The 25,711-nt window shown below is 72.8% G+C and carries 17 protein-coding genes and 1 tRNA gene; 6 read left to right on the top strand and 12 right to left on the bottom strand.

What is annotated here, in order from left to right:
* Positions 1 to 67: 67 nt before the first annotated feature.
* From BMY40_RS18320 to BMY40_RS18275, 10 genes are all read right to left on the bottom strand, one after another.
* Complete coding sequence (locus tag BMY40_RS18320) at positions 68 to 1,435, bottom strand: serine/threonine-protein kinase (protein ID WP_093661071.1); 1,368 nt, start codon at positions 1,433 to 1,435, stop codon at positions 68 to 70.
* Positions 1,432 to 2,133 (bottom strand): hypothetical protein, encoded by a 702-nt coding sequence (locus BMY40_RS18315; RefSeq protein ID WP_093660908.1) that lies wholly within the window; start codon positions 2,131 to 2,133, stop codon positions 1,432 to 1,434. Before BMY40_RS18315 ends, BMY40_RS18320 begins: the two co-directional genes overlap by 4 nt.
* A 191-nt stretch (positions 2,134 to 2,324) precedes the next feature.
* Positions 2,325 to 4,352, bottom strand: a complete 2,028-nt coding sequence (locus BMY40_RS18310; RefSeq protein ID WP_093660906.1) for a CocE/NonD family hydrolase — start codon at positions 4,350 to 4,352, stop codon at positions 2,325 to 2,327.
* A gap of 29 nt (positions 4,353 to 4,381) precedes the next feature.
* Positions 4,382 to 5,719 carry an ATP-grasp domain-containing protein gene (locus BMY40_RS18305; protein ID WP_093660904.1) on the bottom strand — a complete coding sequence of 446 codons (1,338 nt, stop codon included), beginning with the start codon at positions 5,717 to 5,719 and terminating at the stop codon, positions 4,382 to 4,384.
* Between the two features lie 209 nt (positions 5,720 to 5,928).
* Positions 5,929 to 6,912: an aldo/keto reductase gene (locus BMY40_RS18300; protein WP_093660902.1), complete on the bottom strand. Its 984-nt coding sequence runs from the start codon at positions 6,910 to 6,912 to the stop codon at positions 5,929 to 5,931.
* Positions 6,913 to 7,029: 117 nt separating this feature from the next.
* Positions 7,030 to 10,623 carry a transcription-repair coupling factor gene (gene mfd, locus BMY40_RS18295; RefSeq protein WP_093660900.1) on the bottom strand — a complete coding sequence of 1,198 codons (3,594 nt, stop codon included), beginning with the start codon at positions 10,621 to 10,623 and terminating at the stop codon, positions 7,030 to 7,032.
* 271 nt (positions 10,624 to 10,894) lie between these two features.
* On the bottom strand, positions 10,895 to 13,471 hold the full coding sequence (locus tag BMY40_RS18290) for an ABC transporter permease (RefSeq protein ID WP_093660898.1): 2,577 nt from the start codon (positions 13,469 to 13,471) through the stop codon (positions 10,895 to 10,897).
* A complete protein-coding gene (locus BMY40_RS18285; RefSeq protein ID WP_093660896.1) occupies positions 13,468 to 14,256 on the bottom strand; it encodes an ABC transporter ATP-binding protein in 789 nt (262 codons plus the stop codon). Before BMY40_RS18285 ends, BMY40_RS18290 begins: the two co-directional genes overlap by 4 nt.
* Positions 14,257 to 14,674: 418 nt before the next feature.
* Positions 14,675 to 14,746, bottom strand: a tRNA-Gln gene (locus BMY40_RS18280).
* 7 nt (positions 14,747 to 14,753) lie between these two features.
* Positions 14,754 to 15,455: a hypothetical protein gene (locus BMY40_RS18275; protein ID WP_093660894.1), complete on the bottom strand. Its 702-nt coding sequence runs from the start codon at positions 15,453 to 15,455 to the stop codon at positions 14,754 to 14,756.
* 167 nt (positions 15,456 to 15,622) lie between these two features.
* On the opposite strand from BMY40_RS18275, the gene BMY40_RS18270 reads away from it, so the two are divergent.
* Positions 15,623 to 17,047: a sensor histidine kinase gene (locus BMY40_RS18270; protein WP_093660892.1), complete on the top strand. Its 1,425-nt coding sequence runs from the start codon at positions 15,623 to 15,625 to the stop codon at positions 17,045 to 17,047.
* Here the strand turns inward: BMY40_RS18270 and BMY40_RS18265 are convergent.
* Positions 17,028 to 17,540, bottom strand: coding sequence for an SUKH-3 domain-containing protein (locus BMY40_RS18265; protein ID WP_425443137.1), 513 nt, complete (start codon positions 17,538 to 17,540; stop codon positions 17,028 to 17,030). The genes BMY40_RS18270 and BMY40_RS18265 overlap by 20 nt on opposite strands.
* On the bottom strand, positions 17,537 to 18,043 hold the full coding sequence (locus BMY40_RS18260; protein ID WP_093660890.1) for a YwqJ-related putative deaminase: 507 nt from the start codon (positions 18,041 to 18,043) through the stop codon (positions 17,537 to 17,539). Before BMY40_RS18260 ends, BMY40_RS18265 begins: the two co-directional genes overlap by 4 nt.
* Positions 18,044 to 18,336: 293 nt before the next feature.
* Here BMY40_RS18260 and BMY40_RS18255 point away from each other — a divergent pair, with 293 nt between their 5' ends.
* The 5 genes from BMY40_RS18255 (at position 18,337) to BMY40_RS18235 (ending at position 25,668) form a co-directional block, all read left to right on the top strand.
* Entirely contained in the window at positions 18,337 to 19,341 is a 1,005-nt protein-coding gene (locus tag BMY40_RS18255) for an SMI1/KNR4 family protein (protein WP_093660888.1), read from the top strand.
* Positions 19,342 to 19,347: 6 nt separating this feature from the next.
* Positions 19,348 to 21,711, top strand: a complete 2,364-nt coding sequence (locus tag BMY40_RS18250) for an SUKH-4 family immunity protein (protein ID WP_093660886.1) — start codon at positions 19,348 to 19,350, stop codon at positions 21,709 to 21,711.
* Between the two features lie 208 nt (positions 21,712 to 21,919).
* On the top strand, positions 21,920 to 22,936 hold the full coding sequence (locus BMY40_RS18245; protein WP_177214052.1) for a coiled-coil domain-containing protein: 1,017 nt from the start codon (positions 21,920 to 21,922) through the stop codon (positions 22,934 to 22,936).
* 197 nt (positions 22,937 to 23,133) lie between these two features.
* Complete coding sequence (gene glmU / locus BMY40_RS18240; RefSeq protein ID WP_093660884.1) at positions 23,134 to 24,600, top strand: bifunctional UDP-N-acetylglucosamine diphosphorylase/glucosamine-1-phosphate N-acetyltransferase GlmU; 1,467 nt, start codon at positions 23,134 to 23,136, stop codon at positions 24,598 to 24,600.
* A gap of 90 nt (positions 24,601 to 24,690) precedes the next feature.
* Positions 24,691 to 25,668, top strand: coding sequence for a ribose-phosphate diphosphokinase (locus BMY40_RS18235; protein WP_093660882.1), 978 nt, complete (start codon positions 24,691 to 24,693; stop codon positions 25,666 to 25,668).
* Positions 25,669 to 25,711: the final 43 nt, after the last annotated feature.

Here is a 25,711-nt window from a genome sequence, read left to right as displayed (position 1 = left end):
AGGGCCGTCGGGAAGGCCGCCGGGACGGTTCCGGCAGGCCCCCGGCAGGTGCCCGGTCAGCGGCCGGTCAGCGGCCGAGCCGCTCCAGGCACAGCGCCTCGTCCTGGCGAAGCTGGACCACCACCGGGTCGTGCGGGCCGCGTTCGGCGGTGTACTCCTGGGCGAGCCGGCTGATCTCCGGCAGCGCCCGCGCGTACTGGCCGGTGTCCAGCAGCACCGCCGCGTACTGCTTGCGCAGGGTGCGGACGACGGGCGAGTGCGCCCCGTGCTCGGCGACGGCGGCCGGGAGGGCGTGGCCTAGGAGGTCCGCGACGCGCGTGTAGTGGCCGGAGGAGAGCAGGGTGCGGACCTCCTCCAGGGTGGTGCTCAGATCGGCCGGCGGCGGGGGCGGCCCGAAGCCGGGCGGGGACCCGGCACCGGGGCCGGGCGGGAACGCGGCGGGCCGTACGACCACCGTGGGCGCCGGGCCCGGACCCGGGTCCGTGGCCGGACCCGGCGCCCGACCGCGCGGCGGCCAGGGGGCCATGGGCTCGCGGAACGGGCGGGTGGGGTCCAGCGGCAGGGCGGGGCCGCCCTGTCCGGGCCGGGGCAGCAGCGGCGCGAGGGCGGCGTACACCTCGTGGGCGTCCTCGGGGCGCCCCGCGGGCTCCTTGTCCAGCAGCCGCCACACCAGCGCGTCCAGCTCGGCTGGCGCCTCCGGGCGCAGCTCGCGCACCCGCGGGGGCGTGTGGTGGAGCTTCTTGTACAGCAGCCCGGTCGGCTCCGGGGCGTCGAAGGGGACCTGGCCGGTGAGGAGTTCGTACAGCAGCACGCCCAGCGCGTACAGGTCGGCGCGGGGGCCGACGGGGCTGCCGCCCATGGCCTGCTCGGGCGCCATGTAGACGGGGGTGCCGATGAGGGAGCCGGTGCGGGTCAGCCGGGTGGTGTCCCCGGCGGACCGCACGGCCGCGATGCCGAGGTCGAGGATGACCACCCGGCCGTCGGGCCGCACGATGACGTTGCCGGGCTTGAGGTCGCGGTGGACGATGCCGACGGCGTGCACCACCGCCAGGGCCGAGCACATCTGGGCGACGACGGCCACGGCCCACTGCGGCGGGTAGGGCTCCCGCTCGGCGAGGTGGTCGCGCAGGTCGCTGCCCTCCAGCCGCTGCATCACCAGGTACAGCTCGTCGCCGTCCCGGCCCGCGTCGTGGACGGAGACCAGGCCGGGGTGGTCGATCTGGGCGGTGACGCGGCACTCGCGCTCGAAGCGCTCGCGAAGCTCCTCGGGGTCCGTACCGCCGGACAGGGAGGCGACCTGCCCGGAGTGCATCAGCTTCACGGCGATCCGGCGGCCGCCGAGGCCGAGGTCGTGGCCGCCCCAGACCTGACCCATGGCACCCCGGCCCAGCGGCTCGGTCAGCTCGTAACGGCCGGAGATCAGGCGTCCGTTCACCGGCCGTGCCACCCGTCGCCGCCGTCCTGCCCGCCGCCGTGCCCGTGGTGTCCGTCGCGCTTGCGCAGCAGCTCGCCGAGTTCGTCCAGTTCGGAGGCGACCTGGCGCATGCGCGGCGACTGCGGCGGCTGTACGGGCGGGGACTGCCGGGGCTGGGGGTGGCCGTACGCCGGGGGCCGGGCGGACGGGGCGGGGGGCGGTACGGGCGGCGGGACGGCCGGGCCGGGCCGGGGGTGGCCGTAGGCGGTGGGCGCGTCGGCGAGCCCGGGGAACCCGGGTGCGGGCGGGGCGGGGTGGTGAGGGGTGTGGGGGCCGCCCGGCAGGGGGGCGGCCGCCGGGTACGGTGCGGGGTCGCGCAGGAAGCGGTCGCCGAGGACGGCGTGGGCCACGGAGCCGCCGATGAGCAGGACGATGTACAGGCCCGCCCAGAACTGGGCCATGCCCTCCTCGCCCGGCTCGCTCGCGGGGACGTTGACCAGCAGCACCACGTAGACCACGGTCAGCACCACGCTCACCGCGAAGACGGCCCAGTCCAGCGGTCTCCTGCGGATGACCGCGAAGCGCAGCGACGGGACCCAGGCCAGCAGCCCCACCGACCACACCGGGAACGACGCGAAGAACAGTCGCAGCGCGATGCCCCCGAACCCCGGCCCGCGGCGGGACGGGGCTGGGGGCGGGGTGGCGGCCGGGCCGTACATCAGCGCTCAGACTCCCTGTTGCGACGTCGTTCGGTGCGAAGGGTATACACCACCGCGGACGGTACGGTCCGGTGTTCGCGGGCCGATACCGTTCCGATGCCCGGCCGCACCCCGGCCGCGTCCCCCGCCCGCGGCGCCGCCGCGGCCGGCCTCCGGCCCGGGAGGAGCCCCGGCCCGCAGGAGGGAGCCGTTCAGACGTGGTCGCGGGGCAGCCTCTCGTTCCAGGTGCGGGAGAACACCCGGCGCTCCCCCTCGTACCCGTCGAGGGTGGCGTCGACCACGAACTCCTCCTCGGTGCAGCTCAGCACCGTGCGGGTCACCGTCCGCACGTTCCAGTCGCCGCGCGAGAACTCCATCGTCCACTCCGACTCGCCGCGGACCGAGGTGAAGTCGTCGGCCACCGAGTCGTAGCGCTCGTAGGCGCGGCGGTGCACGTCCAGGTCGATGTCCTCGAAGTGGACCGTCCCGCCGTCCTTGACGATCTCCAGCGCCGACCCGTAGTCCACCAGGTTCCGGGAGACCTCCCAGCGCTGCTCGGGCGGCTCGACCTGGCGGGTGCGGACCGGCTCGGCGCCCTCGGGCTCGCCGAACGGCTCCCCGGCCACCTCGTCGGACTCCGCGACCGGGCGCACCGGCAGCCTCAGGGAACTGCCGGGCGCGTACACGCTCAGCAGTGCCGGGCGCGGCGGCGGCCAGGCCAGCGGCCAGTACGAGGTCGACAGCGACAGCCGGATGCGGTGGCCCGGCGGGAAGACCTGCGCCACACCGTTGAGCTGCACCGTCGCCCGGTAGCGGCGGCCGGGCCGAAGCGGCTCGGGCTCCGCCTCGTGGCCGCCCAGGCGGGTGAGGTTGAGCAGCCCGTAGGTGACGCGGGTGGCACGGCCGTCGGGGGCGACGTCGGACAGGCGGGCGGCGACCATCGCCACCGGCTCGCTCACCGACAGCTCCAGCTCCACGCTCGGCGCGCCCAGGACCTCCACCCGCTCGGCCAGCGGCTCGGTGTCGAAGACCATCGAACCGCCGTCCTCCTCGCGCTGGTCGTAGGGGAGGTCCGGCGGCGCGTTGTAGGAGGCCCACTTCCCGGCGAACTGGCCCACCGACAGCGGCGACTGCACCGTCAGCTCCGTCTCCTGCGGTTTCTCCCCCGGCCGGTGGAGGCGGTGCGCGCCCAGCGGCAGCTCGGTGGGGGTGATGTGCGGCGACGGCCAGGACGGCTCGCCGACCCAGCGGCCGGGCCGCTCCTCGTACGACGTCGACGGCGGCACGCTCTCCTGCATCCAGGCGCGCAGCACCGGCCCGTCCGTCACCCCGTTGTCGGCGCCCTTGAGCCAGTGGTCCCACCAGCGCACCACCTCCTGGAGGTAGCCGATGGCCGGGCCCGGCTGCCCCAGGTGGGGGTACTTGTGCGACCACGGCCCGATCAGGCCCTTGCGGGGCACGTCCAGGTTCTCCAGCAGGCGTGTGACGGCGTTGGAGTAGCCGTCCGCCCAGCCGCTGGAGGCCAGCACCGGCACGTTCACCGCCGAGTAGTCCTCGCAGACCGAGGCGTGCCGCCAGTAGTCGTCGCGCCGCTGGTGGCGCAGCCACTCCAGCGCCCACGGCCGGGTGTTCTCCAGCCGCTCCAGCCACATCCCGCGCCACCGCTCGCCCACCAGCGCCGGATCCGGCGGGCAGGTGCCGTAGGCGAACATCGTGCCCGCCTCGGCCAGGTTGTCCGACAGCAGGCAGCCGCCCATGTAGTGCATGTCGTCGGCGTACCGGTCGTCGGTGAAGGAGGAGATGACGATCGCCCCCAGGCTCGGCGGGCGGCGGGCGGCGACCTGGAGGGCGGCGAAGGCGCCCCAGGAGATGCCCATCATCCCGGTGCGGCCGTCGCACCAGGGCTGCTCGGCGAGCCAGGCCAGCACGTCCTCGGCGTCGGTCTGCTCCACCTCCAGGTACTCGTCGCGCAGCACCCCCTCGGACTCACCGGTGCCGCGGATGTCCACCCGCACGCAGGCGTAGCCGTGGCCCGCGATGTAGGGGTGGTGGATGGAGTCGCGCACCGAGGTCAGATCGCGCCTGCGGTACGGGATGTACTCCAGCACCGCGGGCACCGGCTCCCCGTCGGAGGAGACCGGGCGCCAGATCCGGGCCGCCAGACGGGTCCCGTCGGAGACCGGGATCCACACGTGCTCCTCTTCCCTGATCGCGTACGGCAGGCTGGTCACGTGGCGCACGGCCGGACCACCTCCTCTCCCCGCCCGGCTCAGGCGGCCTGCTCGGACTCGCGGTCGTTGCCCCGGCCGCTCTCCCGGTCGCCGTCCCGGTCGCTCTCCTCGGCGAACTCGAACGGCAGCATCGCCAGGCAGCGGTCGTACTTGGCCCGCATCTCCTCCTCGCTGTCGGCGCCGACGAAGACGTGCGCCAGCTCGAAGCTGTAGCTGTCCTGGCCGGGCATGTCCGACAGCCGCTGCCCCTCCTGCGGCTTGACGGTGACCCGCACGCCGGGCACCTCGCGCTCCACGCGCTCGATCTCCTCGGCCGTCGGCACGCGCGTCACCAGCCCGTCGGTGAACTGGCGGTGGTACCACTTGGCCGCCACCTCGTAGGGGCCCTCGCGGTAGGGCAGGTCGGGGTCGCGCCCCATCGCCAGGCTGAGCATGGCGTGGTGGTTGGGCACGCCGTCGACGTACTCGAACAGCTCGGCGTGGGACTGCGAGTGGCGCGGGTTGATCTCCAGCAGGCTGATCTCGCCGGTGGCCGCGTCGTAGAAGTACTCGATGCTGAAGGTGGCCCAGTCCATGCCGATCTGCTCGATCACCCGCCGGGAGACGTCCCGCAGCCGCAGCTGCACCGGCTCGGGCAGCGAGGCGGGGTACTGGTGGCGCAGGAAGCAGGGGGTGTCGGGGTAGTTGATCGAGTCCAGCACGCCGTAGACGGTCACCTCGCCGTCGTACACATAGCCCTCCACGGCGGCCTGGACGCCCTTGAGCGACTCCTCGGCCAGGCACGCCTGCCCGCCGGCCTCGGCCACCTCCGGCGGCAGCTGGAGGCGCCGCATCACAAACTCGAAGGGCCGGCCGATGCGGGTGATGCCCTCGCGGATCTCGGCCACCGCCGCCGCGAACTCCTCCTCGTCCTTCACCCCGAAGGCCAGCTCCGAGGAGTAGGACTTCACCGGTTTCAGCCACATCGGGAAGCGCAGCCCCTCGGGCGGGCGGGGCTCGCCCTCCAGGTCCACCAGCGCGAAACGCGGGTGCTCGTCGACGACCTTCTGCTGCTCCAGCCGGCTCCAGTACTTGTGCTCGCACTTGACCACCGACTCCAGGCTGGTGGCGCGCGTCCCGTAGCGCTCGGCCAGGATGGGCACCAGCGTGCTGACGGGGAAGTCCCAGTAGCCGACGATGGCGTCGATGCTGCCGTCGAACGCGTCCAGCTGCTTCTGCGCCTTCTCCAGCAGCTCGGCCACCGGGATCTCGCCGTGCTGGAGCTCCTCGACGCTCAGCAGGGGGTGGAAGCGGTACTCCACCGCGTGCGGCACCGCGCGCAGCGTCCTGATGTTCTCCTCGTCCAGTCCGATGACGAAGACGTTCGCCTGACTCACTTGGATGACTCCCTCGTGCCGGTTCCTCACGAGTCCTTCCGGCTACCCGAGGGCGACAGGGGACATTCCCCCATACAGGGCAAGCGGGCACACAAGGCGCGGAAGGGGAGGGAAGGTGCCGGCGGCGTGAAGGGGGAGAGGAGAAGACGGCGGGGCCGGTCGCCATCCACTTCGACCGGCCCCGCCGCCCGCCTGCCGCGCGGGCGCCCCTACCAGCGGTGGTGCACCTGCGCGCGGATCCTGCGGTCGTACAGGGCCGCGATCGCCTCCAGCGTCCGCGGCGGCAGCGGCGGCAGCTGCGCCGTCGCGGCGTTCGCCCGCGCCTGCCCGACACTGCGCGCACCGGGGATCACCGAGGTCACCCCCGGCTGCTGGATCACCCACCGCAGCGCCGTCTGCGCCGGCGTCATCCCCTCCGGCGCCAGCTCGGCGAACTCCGCCGCCGCCGCCAGGCCCGTCTCGTAGTCCACCCCCGAGAACGTCTCGCCCTGGTCGAACGCCTCACCGTGCCGGTTGAAGTTGCGGTGGTCGTCCGGCGAGAACACCGTCTCGCGGGTGTAGCGGCCCGACAGCAGGCCCGACGCCAGCGGCACCCGCGCGATGATGCCCACCCCCGCCTCGGCCGCCGCCGGAAGGACCTCCTCCAGCGGCTTGAGCCGGAACGGGTTCAAGATGATCTGCACACTCGCCGTGCCCGGCCGCGCGATCGCCTCCAGCGCCTGCGCGCACGTCTCCACGCTCACCGCGTACGCCGCGATCCGCTTCTCCGCCACCAGGGTGTCCAGCGCGTCGAACACCTCGTCGGAGGAGTACACCTCGGACGGCGGGCAGTGCAGCTGGACCAGGTCCAGGGTCTCCACGCCCAGGTTCGTGCGGGACCGGTCCGTCCAGGCCCGGAAGTTGGCCAGGTTGTAGTTGCCGGGCAGCTGCTCCGCCCGGCGCCCCATCTTCGTCGCCACGAACACGTCCGCGCCCGGCCGCTCCGCCAGGAAGCGGCCGATCAGCCGCTCGCTGCGGCCGTCCCCGTACACGTCGGCGGTGTCGAAGAACGTCACCCCGGACTCCACCGCGGCGTCCAGCACCGCCAGCGCGTCCTCCTCGCGCACCTGCCCCCAGTCGGCACCCAGCTGCCAGGTGCCCAGTCCCACGACGGACACCTCGCGGCCCGTCCTGCCCAGTACTCGCTGCTCCATGGCACCCGATCCTACGTTCCGGCCGGCCCGGGAGCCCGGGCCGGTCCTCGCAGGTCACCGACTACGGGAACGCTCCCAGGACCGGCTTCCGGATCGGCTCCCGGACCGGCCCTCGCATCAGCCCAGCACCGTGGTCAGGAACTCCCCCGTCCACGCCAGCAGTTCGCGCCCCACCACCGGCTTCCCGCCGATCCGCGCCGTCGTCGGACGCGGCACCAGCACCTGCCCGGCCGCCGCCTTCACCACCGACCGCGGATACAGCCGCTTCAGCCGCAGCTCCTGCGACTCCCGCAGCTCCACCGGCGCGAACCGCACGTTCGAACCCTGCAGCGTGATGTCGGTGACCCCGAAGGAACGCGCCAGCATCCGCAGCCCCGCCACCAGCAGCAGGTTCTCCACCGGCTCCGGCAGCGGACCGTAGCGGTCGGTCAGCTCCTCGCGCACCGCGGCGATGTCCTCCTCGGAGTTCGCCGACGCGATCGCCCGGTACGCCTGCAGCCGCAGCCGCTCCCCCGGCGCGTAGTCGTGGGGCACGTGCGCGTCCACCGGAAGCTCGATCCGCACCTCCAGCGGCGCCTCCTCCGCCGCGCCCCCGGAGCCCCCGGACTCCAGCGCCGCCCGGTAGTCGGCCACCGCCTCCCCCACCATCCGCACGTACAGGTCGAAACCGACCCCCGCGATATGACCCGACTGCTCCCCGCCCAGCAGATTGCCCGCCCCGCGGATCTCCAGGTCCTTCATCGCCACGTACATGCCCGCGCCCATCTCCGTGTGCTGCGCGATCGTCGCCAGCCGCTCGTGCGCCGTCTCCGTCAGCGGCTTCTCCGGCGGATACAGGAAGTACGCGTACCCCCGCTCCCGGCCGCGCCCCACCCGGCCCCGCAACTGGTGCAGCTGGGACAGGCCGAACATGTCGCCCCGCTCCACGATCAGCGTGTTGGCGTTGGAGATGTCGATGCCCGACTCCACGATCGTCGTGGAGACCAGCACGTCGAACTTCTTCTCCCAGAAGTCCACCACCACCCGCTCCAGAGCCGTCTCCGACATCTGCCCGTGCGCCGTGGCGATCCGCGCCTCGGGAACGATCTGCCGCAGCCGCGCCGCCGCCCGGTCGATCGACTCCACCCGGTTGTGGATGTAGAACACCTGGCCCTCGCGCAGCAGCTCGCGCCGGATCGCCGCACCGATCTGCCGCTCCTCGTACGGACCGACGAACGTCAGCACCGGATGCCGCTCCTCCGGCGGCGTGGTGATCGTCGACATCTCCCGGATGCCGGTGACCGCCATCTCCAGCGTCCGCGGGATCGGCGTCGCCGACATCGTCAGCACGTCCACGTTCGCCCGCAGCTTCTTCAGCTGCTCCTTGTGCTCCACGCCGAAGCGCTGCTCCTCGTCGACGATCACCAGGCCCAGGTCCTTGAACCTCGTCTCCGACGAGAACAGCCGGTGCGTGCCGATCACCACGTCCACCGAACCGTCCCGCAGCCCCTCCAGGACCGCCTTCGCCTCCGCGTCCGACTGGAACCGCGACAACGCCCGCACCTTCACCGGGAACTGCGCGTACCGCTCCGAGAACGTCCCGAAGTGCTGCTGCACCAGCAGCGTCGTCGGCACCAGCACGGCCACCTGCTTGCCGTCCTGCACCGCCTTGAACGCCGCCCGCACCGCGATCTCCGTCTTGCCGTAACCGACGTCGCCGCAGATCAGCCGGTCCATCGGAACCGACTTCTCCATGTCCTCCTTCACCTCGGCGATCGTCGTCAGCTGGTCGGGCGTCTCCATGTACGGGAACGCGTCCTCCAGCTCCCGCTGCCACGGGGTGTCCGCGCCGAAAGCGTGCCCGGGAGCGGCCATCCGCGCCGAGTACAGCCGGATCAGGTCCGCGGCGATCTCCTTGACCGCCTTCTTCGCCCGCGCCTTCGTCTTCGTCCAGTCCGCGCCCCCCAGCCGGTGCAGAGACGGCTGCTCACCGCCCACGTACTTGGTGATCAGCTCCAGCTGGTCCGTCGGCACGAACAGCCGGTCCCCCGGCTGCCCACGCTTCGCCGGCGCGTACTCCACCAGCAGGTACTCGCGCGTCGCCCCCTGCACCGTGCGCTGCACCATCTCCACGTACCGGCCCACACCGTGCTGCTCGTGCACGATGTAGTCACCCGGCTGCAACGTCAGCGGATCGATCGTCTTGCGCCGCCGCGCCGGCATCCGCCCCAGGTCCCGGCTCGCCGCCTTCTGGCCCGACAGATCCGTCTCCGTCAGCACCGCCAGTCTCAGGCCCGGGTCGACGAACCCGTTCTCCAGCGTCCCGCACGACACGTGCACCACCGACGGTGAGATCTCCCCCAGCTCCGGCTCCAGCCGCGCCGCGATCCCCTCGCCCCCCAGCACCTCCACCGTGCGCGCCGCCGGACCGTGCCCCTCCGTCAGGAACACGCACCGCCAGCCGTCCGCCAGCCACCCCTTGGTGTCCGCCAACGCCCGCGCCGTGTCCCCCCGGTAACTCTCCGGAGCCCGCATCCCCAGCGTCAGCGAATCGGACCCCGGCCCCGCGTCCACCGCGTCCCCCGCGCCCGCCATGTCCGCCACGTCCGCCGAACCCATGGCGAACGGACTCACCGACCACCACGGCATCCCCAGCTCACGCGCCCGGTCCCGGACGTCCGCGATCCCCCACAGCGACGCCGCCCCCACATCGATCGGCGCCTCTCCCCCGCCGGCCGAGGCCGCCCACGACGCCTGCAGGAACTCCTGGCTGGTCGCCACCAGATCCGCCGCCCGCGTACGCACCCGCTCCGGATCGCACACCACCACCATGCTCCCCGACGGCAGCACGTCCAGCAGCAGCTCCATGTCGTCCACCAGCACCGGCGCCAGGGACTCCATCCCCTCCACCGCGATGCCCTCGGCGATCCTCCCCAGCAGCTCGCCCAGCTCCGGATGCGCCCGCGCAAGCTCCGCCGCCCGCGCCCGCACCTGGTCCGTCAGCAGCAGCTCACGGCACGGCGGCGCCCACAACCCGTGCTCCGCCACCTCCAGCGACCGCTGGTCGGCCACCTTGAAGTAACGGATCTCCTCGACCTCGTCCCCCCAGAACTCCACCCGCAGCGGATGCTCCTCCGTCGGCGGGAACACGTCCAGAATCCCGCCCCGGACCGCGAACTCCCCCCGCTTCTCCACCAGCTCCACCCGCGCGTACGCCGCCGCCCCCAGCGCGTCCACCACCGCGTCCAGCTCCACCTGCTGCCCCGTGCGCAGGCCCACCGGCTCCAGATCCCCCAGACCCTTCACCTGCGGCTGCAGCACCGACCGCACCGGAGCCACCACCACGCTCACCGGCCCCGCCGCCGGATCGTCCGCGCTCGGATGCGCCAGCCTGCGCAGCACCGCCAGCCGGCGCCCCACCGTGTCCGACCGGGGCGAGAGCCGCTCATGCGGCAGCGTCTCCCACGCCGGGTACTCCACCACCGCGTCCTCCCGGCCGGACGGCATCAGCGACCGCAGCGCCGACGCCAGATCCTCCGCCTCACGCCCCGTCGCCGTCACCGCCAGCACCGGCCGCCCCGACGACCGCGCCAGCGCCGCCACCGCGAACGGCCGCGCAGCCGGCGGACCCACCAGATCCACCTCGCGCCGACGGCCGTCGGCGGCGGCCCGCACCGCCTCCGCCAGCGCCGGATCCACCACGACCGCATCAAGAAGACCGGTGAGACTCATCGAGACGTTCCATCCCAGAGGCTGGACAACAAGGGCACGCACACCGGCGCCCCGGACAACACGAACAACCCGACACGCCGAGCGGGCCGGGGGTCCCAGCCTACGACGACCGGCACCCCCCGCGTCGCCCCTCGGCCACCCGTCCACCGCCCGCCGTCCACCGCCGGTCCGCCACCCGCACAGCACCGCGGCCCGGCCCCGGCAGGCGCACACCGCACCCACCGCGACCGGGCCGCAGCACAGACCCCACGAGCCCCGCCGGCCCCGCGCGCTACTCCGTGGCGATCGCGTTCAGCACATTCATCCGGCCCGCCCGGAACGCCGGCACCAAAGCCGCCACCAGACCCACCACAGCGGCCCCCACGAACACCCCCGCGATCGTCGGCCACGGCACCTGGAGCACCTTCAGCCCCTCCAGCGCCAGCAACCGCTGCGCCGCCACACCCCAGCCCAGGCCCAGCCCCAGACCCAGCAGCGCACCGAACAACGCGATCACCACCGACTCCAGCCGGATCATCCGCCGCAACTGCCGCCGCGACAGCCCGATCGCCCGCATCAGACCGATCTCACGCGTCCGCTCCACCACCGACAGCGCCAACGTGTTCACCACGCCCAGCACCGCCACCACGATCGCCAGCGCCAGCAGCCCGTAGACCATGTTGAGCAACTGCCCCACCTGGTCCTCCAGCAGCTCCTTGTAGTCCGCCTGGTTACGGACCTCGTACTGCGGGAACGGCTCCAGCTCCTTCTTCAGAGCCGCGTACGCCGCGTCCTCCTGCCCCTCCTCCGCCTTCGCGAACAGCATCATGTTCAGCGGCATCCGGTCCTCGGGCACATACCGCTCGGCCGTCGCCGTGCTCAGGTACATCGCGCCCTGGTCCACACTCGTGTCCGCCGCCGTGATCGCCCGCACCGTCAGCTCCGCCGTACCACCGGCCGCGAAATCCACCTCGACCCGGTCGCCGACCTCCACACCGTGCGCCTTCGCGAAGTCCTCCGGCACCGACATCGAATCCCGCTCGTACGCCGCCGGCAGCTCACCCGCCACCGTCTCCACCCGCAGGTCCTCGGCATACGTCGCGGAAGCCGCCGTCACCGGCTCCTCCACCGTCTCGCCGTCCGGACCCGTCAGCCGCGCCTCCAGCCACCGGTACTCGGTGACGTGCTCCACGCCCTCCGTACCGCGCACCCGCTCCACGGCCTCCGGCACCACCGGCTGCCCCGCACTCGACTGCAGGATGAAGTCCGCACCCACCGACCGGTCCAGCTCGTCACCGGCCGACGCCACCAGCGACGCGCCCACCACCGACAACGACGCCACCAGCGCCAGCCCGATCATCAGCGCCGCACCCGTCGCCCCCGTACGGCGCGGATTGCGCAGCGCGTTCCGCTCCGCCATCCGCCCCACCGGGCCGAACACCCGCAGCACCACCGCGCCCAGCACCCGCACCACACCGCCCGCCAGCAGCGGACCGACCAGCACGAAACCCACCAGCGTCAGCACCACGCCCGCGGCCAGGAACAGCGACCCGCCCGCCGCGTCGTCCGACCCCGCCGCCACCACCAGCGCACCCGCACCGGCCAGCGTCAGCACCAGGCCCACACCCGAACGGACCCGGCCCACCCGGCTCCCCGCCGCCGGCAGACCGTCGTCCCGCAACGCCGCCATCGGCGACACCCGGCCCGCACGCCGCGCCGGAAGGTACGCCGCCAGCACCGTCACCACGACGCCCAGCACCACACCGACCACCGGCGTGACCCACCGCAGCGTCAGATCGTCCGTGCTCAGGTTCATGCCCACCAGGCCCATGAGCTCCATCAGCCCCACGGCCAGGCCCACACCGGCGGCCACACCCACCAACGAGCCCAGCACACCCAGCAGCACGGCCTCCACCAGCACCGAACGGTTCACCTGCCGACGGCTCGAACCGATCGCCCGCATCAGGCCGATCTCACGCGTCCGCTGCGCCACCAGCATCGAGAACGTGTTCACGATCAGGAACACACCCACCAGCAGCGCGATCCCCGCGAAACCCAGCAGCGCGTACTTGATCACATCGAGGAAGGACCCGATCTCGTCCTTGCCCTCCGCCGCGTACTCCTCCTGGGTCCGGACCTTGTACTCCCCCGAACCCAGCGCCGCGACGACACGCTCCTTCAGCTTCTCGTCGCTCACGTCCCCGGCCGCCATCACATACACGTCCGTGTAGGCGTCCGAGTCCCCCAGCAGCCTCTCCTGCACCGTGTCGGTGTCGAAGTACACCACCGTCGCGCCCGGATTCGTCGACCTGAACGCCGCCACACCCACGATCTCCGCCCGGAAGTCACCCAGCGCCGAGATCGTGCGCAGCTCCTCCCCCAGCTCCAGACCGTGCTTCTTGGCCGTGTCCGCGTCAACCATCACCTCGCCCGCGCCACGCGGGAGCCGGCCCTCGGTGACCTCCATCGACTTCTCGTCGATCTCGGTCCAGTTGCTCGCGATCGTCGGCGCACCCGTCGACGACCCCATGTTCTCGTTGTCGGCGTTCACCACCGTCACACTCGTGCTGTACGCACCGCCCGAGACCGAGGAGACCCCCTCGACCCCCTCAAGCTCCTCCAGCAGCGAACCCGGCACCGTCGCAGGCCGCCCCGTCCCCGGCTGCCCGTCGCTCTCCGCGCCCTTCGCCGAGACCGTCACGTCCGCCGCCGTCTGCGAGAACAGCCGGTCGAACGTCGTGTTCATCGTGTCCGTGAACACCAGCGTCCCGCACACGAACGCCACCGACAGCACCACCGCGACACCGCTCAGCAGCATCCGGCCCTTGTGCGCCACGAAATTGCGCAGCGAAGTCCTCAGAACGGTCATGACACCCGCCCGAACGTGTCGAACGCCTTCATCCGGTCCAGCACAGCCTCCGCCGTCGGCCGCAGCATCTCGTCCACGATGCGCCCGTCCGCCAGATACAGCACCCGATCCGCGTACCCCGCCGCCACCGGGTCGTGCGTCACCATCACGATCGTCTGCCCCAGCTCGTCCACCGAACGCCGCAGGAAGCCCAGCACCTCCGCACCCGCACGCGAGTCGAGGTTGCCGGTCGGCTCGTCACCGAAGATGATCTCCGGCCGGGCGGCCAGGGCGCGGGCGACGGCCACGCGCTGCTGCTGGCCGCCGGAGAGCTGGTTGGGACGGTGCCCCAGCCGGCCCGACAGGCCGACCGTCTCCACCACGCGGTCCAGCCACTCCCGCTCGGGCTTGCGGCCCGCGATGTCCATCGGCAGCGTGATGTTCTCCAGCGCCGTCAGGGTGGGCAGCAGGTTGAACGCCTGGAAGATGAAACCGATCTTGTCCCGGCGCAGTCGGGTCAGCTTCTTCTCCCTCAGCCCCGTGATCTCGGTCTCACCGATCCACACCTGCCCCGACGACACCGAGTCCAGCCCCGCCAGGCAGTGCATCAGCGTCGACTTGCCCGAGCCCGACGGGCCCATGATCGCGGTGAACGCCCCCCGCGCGATGTCCACGTCCACCTGGTCCAGCGCCACCACCCGCGTCTCGCCGGCGCCGTACGCCTTGACGACCTGCCGCGCCCGCGCGGCGACGGCCGTACTTCCTCCACTGCCCCCGGTCCTGGGATTCACCACAGCCGTTGTCACGGTATGTCTCCTATATCGACTGCCATCGACCGCGCCGGGCCGGGGCCTCCCCGAAGCCCTCGGCGCCGGCCGGCACTGAACTGACTGGATCTGGATCTGGATTACGCGAAGAGCCTGCCGTGCACGGACCGGCGCCGCGATGGTGCGCGGTGCCGTATCCGTACGGGGGCCAGCACCACCCCCACCGGTGCGGCGCCCCCTGCATCAAGCAGCCTAGGGAGCGATCCCCCCCGCCCTCGTCCTGCCAGGGGACGAACCGCGGGTAGGAGGAAGGGGGTACCACCCCCTAGGGGACTCGGCCCCGAGGATGCCCTTTACCCCTACGTCAACCTCAACCCGGTGCGGGGCCGACGGGCCGCTCGCGCATACGGCGAAGGGCCCCGACCGGTGGGTCGGGGCCCTTCGTTCGAACTTCGAGCTCCCCCGCCAGGACTCGAACCTGGACAAGTGGCACCAAAAACCACTGTGCTGCCGATTACACCACAGGGGATGGCAACTCAGGCCAAATCGGACATCCGCTCAGACCTCCGACCGGCCTCCACTACTATGCCGTACCACCAGCCCTCGATGCGACGGTAAAGGTCGGCACCGCGCCGGACGCGAACGACCAGACACCCCCGGTACTCCTCTCCCACGTTCTTGCGGGAGGTCTTCGGGTTGTGCTTCTTCAACGTCGTCTTGTCGAGTGACGACACGTCCACCCCCACCAGGTCGGCCCAGAAGCGTTCGGCGGCTCCCACATCCGCCGACTCGTGGATCATCAGCCGGAACCGCCGCCTGTCCGCCTCGATACCGAGCAGGGAGAGCCAGGCCAGATAGACCTGGATCATCCCGGGGTCACTGTTGACGAACACCGCATCCTCCTTCGGCCTGTGCGGCTTGCTCTTCGCCCCCTCCGACCAGTAGAGCCCCACTCCGACCATGAACAACTCGCGGTCGGTCATGGGGTGGACCTCGTTGGCCGCCGCCAGCTTCGTCTGCTGACGCATGATCGCCTGCTCACGGCGGTGCGGCGCCCAGCGCGCCTCCCGCATGCGGTGCAGTCGCTCCGGCGGGGTCGCCGGCCTCGGCAGATCCCGCACCCACAGCGACACCGAGCTCTTCGACACCCCCAGCTCCGCCACGATCTCGTCGTATGTGCGGCCCGCGCGGCGCAGGGCGCGGGCGCGCTCCTTCATCTCCGTCTTGGCTCGAACCATGACGCCAGCCTGGACCCGTAGAAGCGTGCGCGGTTCGAAAATCCGGATGATTCAGTGGTTCGGGTGAAAAGTGGCTTCTTCATCACCGCGCATACCGGCACGCACACGGTTTTCCGCGGGCGGAGCCGCCCCGAAAACCGCTGGCGGGCGGTCGTAGGCTGGGCGGTATGACCGAGACGGGGGAAAGCGTCGGAGCCCGTGACCAGGGTGATGCGCCTCGGGGGCCGTTGTGGTGGACGCGGCGTCGGAGTGCGGTGCTGGATGTGGTGCTCGCACTGGCGTCGGGTGCGGAGTGTGCGGCGCAGGGGGTTCCGTTCGCGCGTGACGCGGGCGTTCCGGTGGGGTTGTCGGTGGCGCTGGGTGCGCTGGCGGGGTTGGCTCTGGTGCTGCGGCGCCGGTGGCCGATCGCGGTGGTGCTGGTGGCGATCGCGGTCACGCCGGCGCAGATGGGTTTCCTGCTGGGGACGGTGGGGCTGTACACGCTGGCGGCGTCGGAGGTGCCGCGGCGGATCATCGGCTTGCTGGCCGGCATGCAGGGGCTGGGGACGCTGGTCGTCTCGGCCATGGAGCTCCAGCGGAACGTGGGGCGGGACGACTACGGCTATGACCCGCCGGCGTGGTTCGTTCCCCTGGTGTCGGTGCTGATGTCGCTGGGGGTGACGGCGCCGCCGGTGCTGCTGGGGTTGTACGCGGGGGCGCGGCGGCGGCTGGTGGAGAGTCTGCGGGAGCGTGCCGACGGTCTGGAGCGTGAGTTGTCGCTGCTGGCGGATCGCGCGGAGGAGCGCGCGGAGTGGGCGCGCAACGAGGAGCGGACGCGGATCGCGCGGGAGATGCACGACGTGGTGGCGCACCGGGTGAGTCTGATGGTGGTGCATGCGGCGGCGTTGCAGGCGGTGGCGCGGAAGGATCCGGAGAAGGCGTCGCGGAACGCGGCGTTGATCGGTGACATGGGGCGGCAGGCGCTGACGGAGTTGCGGACGATGCTGGGTGTGCTGCGGGCGCACGAGGGGAAGTCCACGGGGTCTGCGCAGGTGCCGGGGGGCGTGTCGGCGGGGTCTGTGGAGTCGGAGCGTCCGCTGGCTCGGGTGGCGGAGGTCGCGGAGGTGGCCGCGGCGGCCGTGGTGCGGGGCCCGGCGGAGGGTCCGGGGGGCCCGGCGGAGAGCGCGGAGGGCCTGGCGGGAGGCTCGGAGGAGTCCGGTGGACCGTGTCTGCGTGAGCTGGACGCGCTGGTGGGGCAGTCGCGGGCGGCGGGGATGCCGGTGGAGCTGTCGGTGGAGGGGGAGGTGCGTTCGTATGCGCGGCGGGTGGAGCAGACGGCGTACCGGGTGATTCAGGAGGCGTTGACGAACGTGCACAAGCATGCGGCCGGTGCGCGTACGCGGGTGCGGTTGGCGCGTCGTGCGGGTGAGGTGGCGGTGCTGGTGGAGAACGAGGCGCCGACGGAGGGTGTGCGGGGCGCGGGGCTGCCCAGTGGGGGCAACGGCCTGGTGGGGATGCGTGAGCGGGTGGCGGCGCTGGGCGGGGGGTTCGTGTCGGGGCCGACGGAGGCGGGGGGTTTCCGGGTGTCGGCGGTCATTCCGGATCGCGGGTGAGGCGTTTGGGGTTGGTGCCGGTGACGAGGGTGGTGAGTGCGGCGTCGAGGGTGGGGCCGAGGTACCAGTCGCCGGTGTGGTCGATGCTGTAGACGCGGCCTTGTTCGTCGACGGCGAGGAGGGCGTTGCCGTTGTCCTCTTCGCCGAGGGGTGCGATGGCGGTGTCGAGGGCGCGTCCGAGGTCGTTGAGGGTGCGGGGCCAGTGGAGGCCGTGCAGGGGGTCGATGCGGACGGCGGTGGGGGCGATGTGGCGGCCGGGTTCGGTGCCCACGATGTGGAGTCCGCCGAATTCGGCCCAGGCCTCGACGGCGGCGGGGAAGACGGCGTGCTGGTGTCCGGTGGGTGAGCGGTGTGCCCGGAGGGTGTCGGCCCAGATCTCGGCTTGTGCGATGTGGTGGCGTCCGGGTGTCCAGCCGGCGTTGCGGAGGGCGGCGTCGACGGGGACGGGGAAGCGTGTGGTGGTGTCGCGGGGGTGGGGGATGGGGGTGTTCACCGTTCTCCTGCGGGGTCGACGGGGCGTACGCCGAAGTGTGCGAGGAGGGCTGTGCAGGATCGGCAGGGGGGTGCGTAGGTGCCGTGTGCGGGGTCGCCGTCCTCGCGGATGCGGCGGGTGGTGATCTTGGCGCCTTTGAGGGCTTTGCGGGCTTCGCCGGTGCTGAGTGGTTTGCGGCTGGCGCGTTTGCCGCGGGCGGCTTCGGCGGTGGTGAGGTGGCGGGAGATGAGGACGGCTTCGGGGCAGCGTCCGGTGTGGCGTTCGCGTTGCGGGGTGGTGAGGGTGTCGAGGTAGTCCTGGACGAGGGGGTGGAGGGCCGGGGGGTTGTCGGCCTTGCCGGCGGTGCAGGTGAGGGTCTGGCCGCGTACGGAGAGGGCTGCGGCGACGGTGGGCATGATGCCGTCGCGGCGGTGGCGCGGGACGGGGGTGGTGTCGTCGGGCGCGCCCCAGCCGATGCGGGGGTCTCCGGGGTGTGCGGCGGTGTTGTGTTGTGTGGCGTGCATGGTTGGGTTTCCTCCCCGCGCATCCCCCCGATGGCGTTGGTTCAGAGTGCCAAACGCCTGGGCTTTTGGGAAAGCGGGGTCGGTTTCGGGGCATGTCGTGGGGCGTGTCCCGGCCCGGTGGGGCCGTGGTGCGAGTGTGCCGTGCCGGGTCGGCGTGTTGATCGCCGGGGTGGCCGCCGCGGGTGTGGCGGGGTGCCCGGGCGGGGCGGGACCGGTGGCGGGGGTAGCGCATAGGCTGTGCTCGTCAGCGCCCATCGGCGCCCGTGAGCCAGTTGCCAGCAGGGGGCACCGCCATGACGACAGGTAGGCCTGGGTTGGGGGTTTCTCCCGGTTCTCGTCCCGGGGAGGGGTCCGCGCCGCCGAATGCGGCCTATGCCGGGCAGGTCGTGCGTTTTCCGGATCCGGTGCGGGCCGCCCGGTATCCGGGCGGTGTGCGGGTGGACGAGCGGGGTTATCCGGATTTCTCGCCGTTCGCGCGTGCGGCGGTGGAGATCGCGGAGCCGCCGGAGGGTTTCGGTGCGGACGAGTTGCGGCTGACGGACTACGTGTCGGCGAACGCGGCGCTGCATGCGGAGGGTCACGAGTTGTGGGCGGAGTTGCCGCCGGTGGCGACTCCGCACGGCTGGACGTGGCACCACGTGGCGGGCTGCCGCCGGCTGGAGTTGGTGCCGGTGGAGGTGAAGGCGCTGCTGCGGCACCACGGTGGTCTGGCGACGGCTGTGGTGGATCACGGGAAGCGGGGGACGCGGCCGTTGCAGGAGACGCGTCCGGTGCACTTCGAGGTGCCGCACGGTGTGGCGGTGTCCGAGGAGCAGGTGCTGGATGTGGAGGAGGCCCTGGGGTACCGGCTGCCGGAGGCGTACCGGTCGTTCCTGAAGGCGGCGGGTGGTTGTGCGCCGGCGGGGGTGGCGCTGGACGCGGAGTCGGGGCTGCTGGTGGATCAGCCGTTCTTCACGGTGCGTGAGGAGGCGGCGGTCAACGATCTGGTGTACGTGAACAAGTGTCTGCGCGACCACCTGACGAAGGACTATCTGGCCGTGGCCTTCGTGCAGGGCGGGATCGTCGCGGTGAAGGTGCGCGGTGAGGCGCCGGGGTCGGTGTGGTTCTGCGCGTACGACGACGCGCGGGACCGGGACGGGTTGACGGTGCAGGAGCGGGTGGCGGGGCTTCTGCTGCCGTGCGGTGCGGATTTCGACGACTTCCTGCTGCGGCTGGCGGGCAATCCGCCGGAGTTGGAGACCGTGGCCGGCCTGATGGTGGACGGCGGGTTCGCGCGTGCCGTTCCGGTGGAGGGGTGAGGCTCGATGGTGACGTTCGCGCAGGCGCAGGAGCGTGCGGAGCGCTGGATCAACGGCGGTGTTCCGGCGTATCAGCACCGTGAGGTGCGGGTGCGGGAGTTCGATCTGGGTTTCGTGGCGTGGGCGGAGGGCCCCCTGGGCTCGGGGAGCCCGGGTGGTGCCCCCGGCTCCGATGGTCCGTCGTCGGGCGGTGGCCGGCAGCGGCTGGTGATCGCGCGGGACAGCGGTGAGTCGACGCTGTGGCCGGCTTTGCCGGTGGGTGAGGTGATCCGGCGGTACGAGGAGGAGTACGGGGCGTCGGCCGCGCCGGTGCCCGCGGCTCCGCCGCGGCGGGTGGACCTGGAGGCGACCTCGTTCCTGCTGACGCCGCCGGAGTGGTTGCAGGAGGCGGCGGACCAGTTGGGGATTCCGGGCCGCCGTGAGGCCTCCGGCTCGGAGGGTTCGGACGGTTCGGGCCGGTCGTCGGGCGGTTCGGTGCCGCCGGCGCCGGGGCCCGCCCCGGTGTCCGCGTCCGCTCCCACGCCTCCTCCGGCGGCGGCTCCCGGTCCCGGTTCCGGTTCCGGTTCGCAGTGGGATGCGGCGGACACCAGCGGCAGCGGGGGCGATGTGGCCTCGGTGCGGCCGCCGATGACGGTGTTCGCGCCGCCGATCAGCGGGAGTGACGACGAGGACGGCGGGCCGGGTCAGGCGCCCGGGGCGAGCGCGGAGGCGAAGACGGCGCTGCTGCCGGAGAGCGGTGCGCTGCCGAGGACGACGGTGGCTCCGGCGGTCGGCGGTCCGCAGGACCCGCAGGGTTCCGCGCAGGATCCGGGCCGGCCGTCGCAGGGGCGGGATCAGGACCTGCCGCCGCGGACTCCGCCGGGCGGGGTGCACCACGCGGCGACGATGCTGGCCGACCCGTCGGCGGGCGGTGCCGGCGGCACCGGCACTCCCCCGCCGCCGGGTGCGCCGGGTGCTCCCGCGCCGCCCGGTGCGCCGGGTGTGCCGGGGGACGTCGCCACGGGCCGTGCGCCGAAGCGCGGCGGCGGGTCGTCCGTGCCGCCGCCGCCCGGTGCTCCGGGTGTGCCCGGGGCTCGTCCGGGGGGCGCGGGGGCGGCTTCGCCGGGGGGTTCCTCCGGTGGTGCGGCCTATGCGCCGACGCAGTTGGTGTCGGCGGAGGAGGTGGCGTCCCAGGGGGGTGCCGGCACTCCCCCGCCGCCGGGGGCCCCTGCACCGCCGGGCGCCCCGGGCGGCGGGGTGCACCACGCGGCGACGATGCTGGCGGGCCCCGGCGGCCCGGGGACTCCGCCGCCGCCGGGGGCGCCTGGAGCGCCGGGTGCGCCGGGTGCGCCGGGGGTTCCTCCCGGTGCGCCGTCGTACGGCTATCCGCAGCAGCCCTCCGGTGTGCCGATGGTCGGGCCCGGTTACATGGCGGTGCTGCGCTACCGCGCGCCGGACGGTTCCGAGCAGCAGCTGATCCGCCGTTCGGCGCCGGGCACTCCGCATCCGGAGTGGCAGATCCTGCACGAGCTGCGGGCGATGAACGTTCCGCCGCAGCAGGTGCTGGAGCTGCACACGGAGTTGGAGTGCTGCGACGTTCCCGGTGGCTACTGCGCGCGGATGGTGCGGGAGTCCTGGCCGCAGGTGCGGATCAGCCACACCGCGCCGTACGGGCGCGATGTGGCCTCCCGCCAGCAGGGTGTGCGTCATCTGATAGAGCACCAGGGCGAGTTGCACCAGGTGGCCGACGGCCCGGCGCGTCCGGCGCCGGTCCGGGTGCCGCTGCCGCCGCCGCATCTGCTCCAGCCGGCGCCGCCGGCCGGGCCGGAGGGTGTGGCGCAGGAGTTGGCGCAGGCGTTCGGCCCGCAGGCGGTGTTCCGTTTCGACCAGCGTGCGGTCTCCCGTCAGGGGGTGCCGGACGTGGTGGCGCAGACGCTGATGTGGGCGGGTCTGCCGGTGGAGTTCGGTCCGTTCTTCTGGGCGCAGGCGCAGCCCGGGCGCCCGGTGCCGACGCTGGCGGAGCTGGCGCAGGAGCGCGGGGTGCTGTCCGCGGCGGACGCGGCCTCGTATCTGGTGATGGGCAACGACTACGGGCGCCAGTTGTGTGTGCAGTACGGCACGGCGCACATCGTGGCGGTGCCGCTGGAGGCCCCGGCGGGGGGCGGGCCGGCCGCGGTGCAGTTCGTCAACAGCGGTCTGCCGGAGTTCGTGCGGTGTCTGGCGCTGCTGGGCCGGATGTGGCGGCTGCGGTACGGGCTGACGCCGGAGCAGGCGGGCCGCTGGACGGTGGACTTCCAGGGGATGCTGGCGTGCCTGGATCCGGCGGCGCTGGCCGGTCCGGAGAACTGGTGGTCGGTGCTGCTCGAGCAGATGTGGGACGGGTTGCTGTAGCCGTCGCGCCCGGCCGTTCCCGGTGTGTCCGTGCCCGGTCTCCGCTGAGCGGGGGCCGGGCACGGCTGTTCCTCCGGTCGAGGGGGCGTGCCGGGAGGATCACGCTTCCGTGGGTGTTCGCGGGGTTTGTGTCGGTTGCGGCGCACGGGGTCTCATGGCGCATGCTGGGTGGGATATCCGCCGGATTGTGTCGAGGTTGGGGTTCACGATGTCTGCGTCGTCTGCGTCCAGGTCGCCTCACGGCTTCGCCGTCGTACGGGGCCGCGGTTACCGGCCCGAGCAGGTCGACCGCTTCACCAGCGGTCTCTACGGGGATCTGGAGGAGGCGCGGGAGCGCCTGACCCGGCTGGGGGTGCTGGCCGGGGAGCTGGAGGCGGAGGCGGACCGGCTTCGGGGGGTGGTCGCCGCGCTGCCTCCGCAGACGTTCGAGGCGCTGGGTGAACGGGCCCTGCTGATCCTGTCCGAGGCGGAAGCCGAGGCCGGGGAGTTGCGGGCGCGGGCGCGGGAGGAGTCGCGCCGGGTGCTGGAGCGGGCCCAGGAGGAGGGCCGGGCGCGGCGGGAGGCGGCGCACGACGGTGCGGCCCGGGTGCGGGCGGAGGCGGACGCGGAGGCGGAGGCGCTGCTCGGGCGGGCGCGGGAGCGCGCCGGGGAGCTGCGGGCGGAGGCGCGTGCGGAGGCCGACGAGCTGCGGGGCGCGGGCGAGCGCGAGCTGCGGGAGATGGCCGAGCGGTGCGAGGCGCTGCTGCTGGCGCAGGAGAGGAAGCAGTCGGAGCAGGCCGAGGAGCGGGATCGGGAGCTGGCCGGGCGCGAGTCGGCGGTGGCGGAGCGGGTCGCCGAACTGTCCGCGCGGGGCGAGGCGGTTCTGGAGCGGGCGCGGCGGGAGGCCGCCGGGGCGGAGGAGGACGCGCGGCGGCTCCAGGCGGAGGCCGAGGAGCGGGCGGCGGAGCTGCTGGCGCGGGCGCGGTTGCGGCAGGAGCGCGTGGAGCGGGAGACGGAGCGGATCGTGCGTGCGCACGAGCAGCGGCGGGAGGCGGTGCGGCAGCACATGGCGCATGTGCGCGCGAGCCTGGCGGCGATCACCGGGCGCGGTCCGGGCGGTGTGGACGCCCCGGACGGCGCAGACGGCGCAGACGGCGCCGAGGGCATGAGCGGGCGCGGCGGTGCGGACGGCCCCGGCGGTACGGGCGGTGCGACTGTGCCGGGCCAGGGGGCACCGCCGGAATGACCGGCTCCCCCCGGTATCCTGCGGAGGACACCACACCTTCCCGCGCGGTTTCGCCGCGGTCCCTCCCGTGAACCGGCGGTGACCGCCGGGTGTGCGGGAGTGGTCCCCCGGGTGGGTTCCGTGTCGGTCCGGCAGCCCGTCCCGCCATCCGTCCACAAGACGTCCGAAGTTCCGTCCCGAAGCCGAAGGGCACACCCGTGAGCGCCAACCGCCCGGCAGCCGTCGTCGTCCTCGCAGCGGGTGAGGGCACCCGCATGAAGTCCGCCAGGCCCAAGGTCCTGCACGACATCTGCGGGCGGTCGCTCGTGGGTCATGTGGTGGCGGCCTCCCGTGAGCTGGATCCCGAGGAGCTGGTGGTGGTCGTCGGCCACGGCCGCGAGCAGGTCACCGAGCATCTGGCGGCGCTGGACGCGAAGGTGCGCACGGCGGTGCAGGCCGAGCAGCGGGGCACCGGGCACGCGGTGCGCACGGCGCTCCGGGCGCTGACGGCCGACGGGGTGCGGCCCGCGGGGACGGTGGTGGTCGTCTGCGGCGACACCCCGCTGCTGACCGGCGAGACGCTGTCGGACCTGGTCTCGGCGCACGCCGAGCAGGGCAACGCGGTGACGGTGCTGTCGGCCGAGGTGCCGGACGCGACCGGTTACGGGCGGATCGTGCGCTCCGAGGACGGCGCGGTGACGGCGATCGTGGAGCACAAGGACGCCACCGAGGAGCAGCGGGCGGTCCGGGAGATCAACTCGGGGGTCTTCGCGTTCGACGGGCGACTGCTGGCCGAGGCGCTGGGCCGGATCGGCACGGACAACAGCCAGGGCGAGGAGTACCTGACCGACGTGCTGGGGATCCTGCGCGCCCAGGGGCACCGGGTGGGCGCCTGTGTGGCGGGCGACCACCGGGAGATCGTCGGCATCAACAACCGGGTGCAACTCGCCGAGGCGCGCAGGCTGCTGAACGAGCGGCTGCTCCGGCGGGCGATGCTGGCCGGGGTGACGGTGGTGGACCCGGCGACGACGTGGCTGGACGTGACGGTGACGTACGAGCCGGACGCGCTGGTGCATCCGGGTACGCAGCTGCTGGGGTCCACGCGTCTGGGCGCGGGCTGCGAGGTCGGGCCGAACTGCCGGCTGGCGGACACCGTCGTCGGCGAGGGCGCGGTGGTGTCCAACGCGGTGACGGACTCGGCGGAGATCGGCCCCGGCGCCTCGGTGGGCCCGTACGCGTATCTGCGGCCCGGGACGCGGCTGGGGCCGAGGTCGAAGGCCGGCACGTACGTGGAGATGAAGAACGCCGAGGTGGGCGAGGGCACGAAGGTGCCGCACCTGTCGTACGTGGGCGACGCCACGATCGGCGAGCACTCGAACATCGGTGCCGCGAGCGTGTTCGTGAACTACGACGGGGTGAACAAGCACCACACCACGATCGGCTCGCACTGCCGGACGGGGTCGGACAACATGTTTGTGGCTCCTGTCACGGTCGGGGACGGGGCGTACACCGCCGCCGGGTCCGTGATCACCAAGGATGTGCCGCCCGGTTCGCTGGCCGTCGCGCGCGGCCAGCAGCGCAACATCGCGGGCTGGGTGGCCCGTAAGCGCCCCGGGAGCGCGGCCGCGCGGGCGGCCCAGGCCGCCGCGGAGGAGAGCGGCGACGGCCCCGTGACCGGGGGATGACCCGGCGGAGGCGCCCCGACCAGGGCGTACCGTGAGAAGCGCACACCGTGGTGCGCCCCGACGAATCGATGCTCGCAAGGAGATTGTGTTGTGACCGGGATCAAGACGACCGGCCAGAAGAAAATGATGTTCTTCTCCGGCCGCGCCCACCCCAGTCTGGCGGAGGAGGTCGCGGGGCATCTCGGTGTCAGCGTGGTCCCGACGAAGGCGTTCGACTTCGCCAACGGCGAGATCTACGTGCGCTTCCAGGAGTCCGCCCGTGGCGCCGACTGCTTCCTGATGCAGAGCCACACCGCTCCGATCAACAAGTGGATCATGGAGCAGCTGATCATGGTGGACGCGCTCAAGCGGGCCTCGGCCCGGAGCATCACCGTGATCGTGCCGTTCTACGGCTACGCGCGGCAGGACAAGAAGCACCGCGGCCGTGAGCCGATCTCGGCGCGGCTGATCGCCGATCTGCTCAAGACGGCCGGCGCGGACCGGATCCTCACCGTCGATCTGCACACCGACCAGATCCAGGGCTTCTTCGACGGTCCCGTGGACCACCTGTTCGCGCTGCCGGTGCTGACGGACTACGTGGGCGGCAAGGTGGACCGCTCCAAGCTGACGGTGGTCTCGCCGGACGCGGGCCGGGTGCGGGTCGCCGACCGCTGGTGCGACCGGCTGGGCGCGCCGCTGGCGATCGTGCACAAGCGCCGCGACCCGGACGTGGCGAACCAGGTGACCGTCCACGAGGTCGTCGGCGACGTGCGGGGCCGGGTGTGCGTGCTGGTGGACGACATGGTCGACACCGGCGGCACGATCTGCGCCGCGGCGGACGCGCTGTTCGCCAACGGCGCCGAGGACGTGATCGTGGCGGCCACGCACGGTGTGCTGTCCGGCCCGGCGGCGGACCGGCTGAAGAACTCCAAGGTGAGCGAGTTCATCTTCACCAACACCCTGCCGACGCCGAGCGAGGTGGACGTCGACAAGATCAAGGTGCTGTCGATGGCGCCGACGATCGCCCGCGCGGTGCGCGAGGTGTTCGAGGACGGCTCGGTGACGAGCCTCTTCGACGAGCAGGCGTAACGGTTCGGCGGGGGCGCCGTACCCGGGTGCGTGCCCGGGTGCG

The sequence above is a fragment of the Streptomyces radiopugnans genome (assembly GCF_900110735.1).
Classification (GTDB): domain Bacteria; phylum Actinomycetota; class Actinomycetes; order Streptomycetales; family Streptomycetaceae; genus Streptomyces; species Streptomyces radiopugnans.
Note: the sequence above shows the minus strand (reverse complement) of the source record. Positions and strands in the feature narration are given on the sequence as shown.

What these genes read in the sequence shown, in the direction of transcription:
- BMY40_RS18245 (WP_177214052.1), top strand. Translation starts at nt 21,920, where the DNA reads ATGTCTGCGTCGTCTGCGTCCAGGTCGCCTCACGGCTTCGCCGTCGTA.
- BMY40_RS18270 (WP_093660892.1), top strand. Translation starts at nt 15,623, where the DNA reads ATGACCGAGACGGGGGAAAGCGTCGGAGCCCGTGACCAGGGTGATGCG.
- BMY40_RS18300 (WP_093660902.1), bottom strand. Translation starts at nt 6,912, where the DNA reads ATGGAGCAGCGAGTACTGGGCAGGACGGGCCGCGAGGTGTCCGTCGTG.
- BMY40_RS18260 (WP_093660890.1), bottom strand. Translation starts at nt 18,043, where the DNA reads ATGCACGCCACACAACACAACACCGCCGCACACCCCGGAGACCCCCGC.
- BMY40_RS18290 (WP_093660898.1), bottom strand. Translation starts at nt 13,471, where the DNA reads ATGACCGTTCTGAGGACTTCGCTGCGCAATTTCGTGGCGCACAAGGGC.
- BMY40_RS18275 (WP_093660894.1), bottom strand. Translation starts at nt 15,455, where the DNA reads ATGGTTCGAGCCAAGACGGAGATGAAGGAGCGCGCCCGCGCCCTGCGC.
- BMY40_RS18250 (WP_093660886.1), top strand. Translation starts at nt 19,348, where the DNA reads ATGGTGACGTTCGCGCAGGCGCAGGAGCGTGCGGAGCGCTGGATCAAC.
- BMY40_RS18255 (WP_093660888.1), top strand. Translation starts at nt 18,337, where the DNA reads ATGACGACAGGTAGGCCTGGGTTGGGGGTTTCTCCCGGTTCTCGTCCC.
- mfd (WP_093660900.1), bottom strand. Translation starts at nt 10,623, where the DNA reads ATGAGTCTCACCGGTCTTCTTGATGCGGTCGTGGTGGATCCGGCGCTG.
- BMY40_RS18315 (WP_093660908.1), bottom strand. Translation starts at nt 2,133, where the DNA reads ATGTACGGCCCGGCCGCCACCCCGCCCCCAGCCCCGTCCCGCCGCGGG.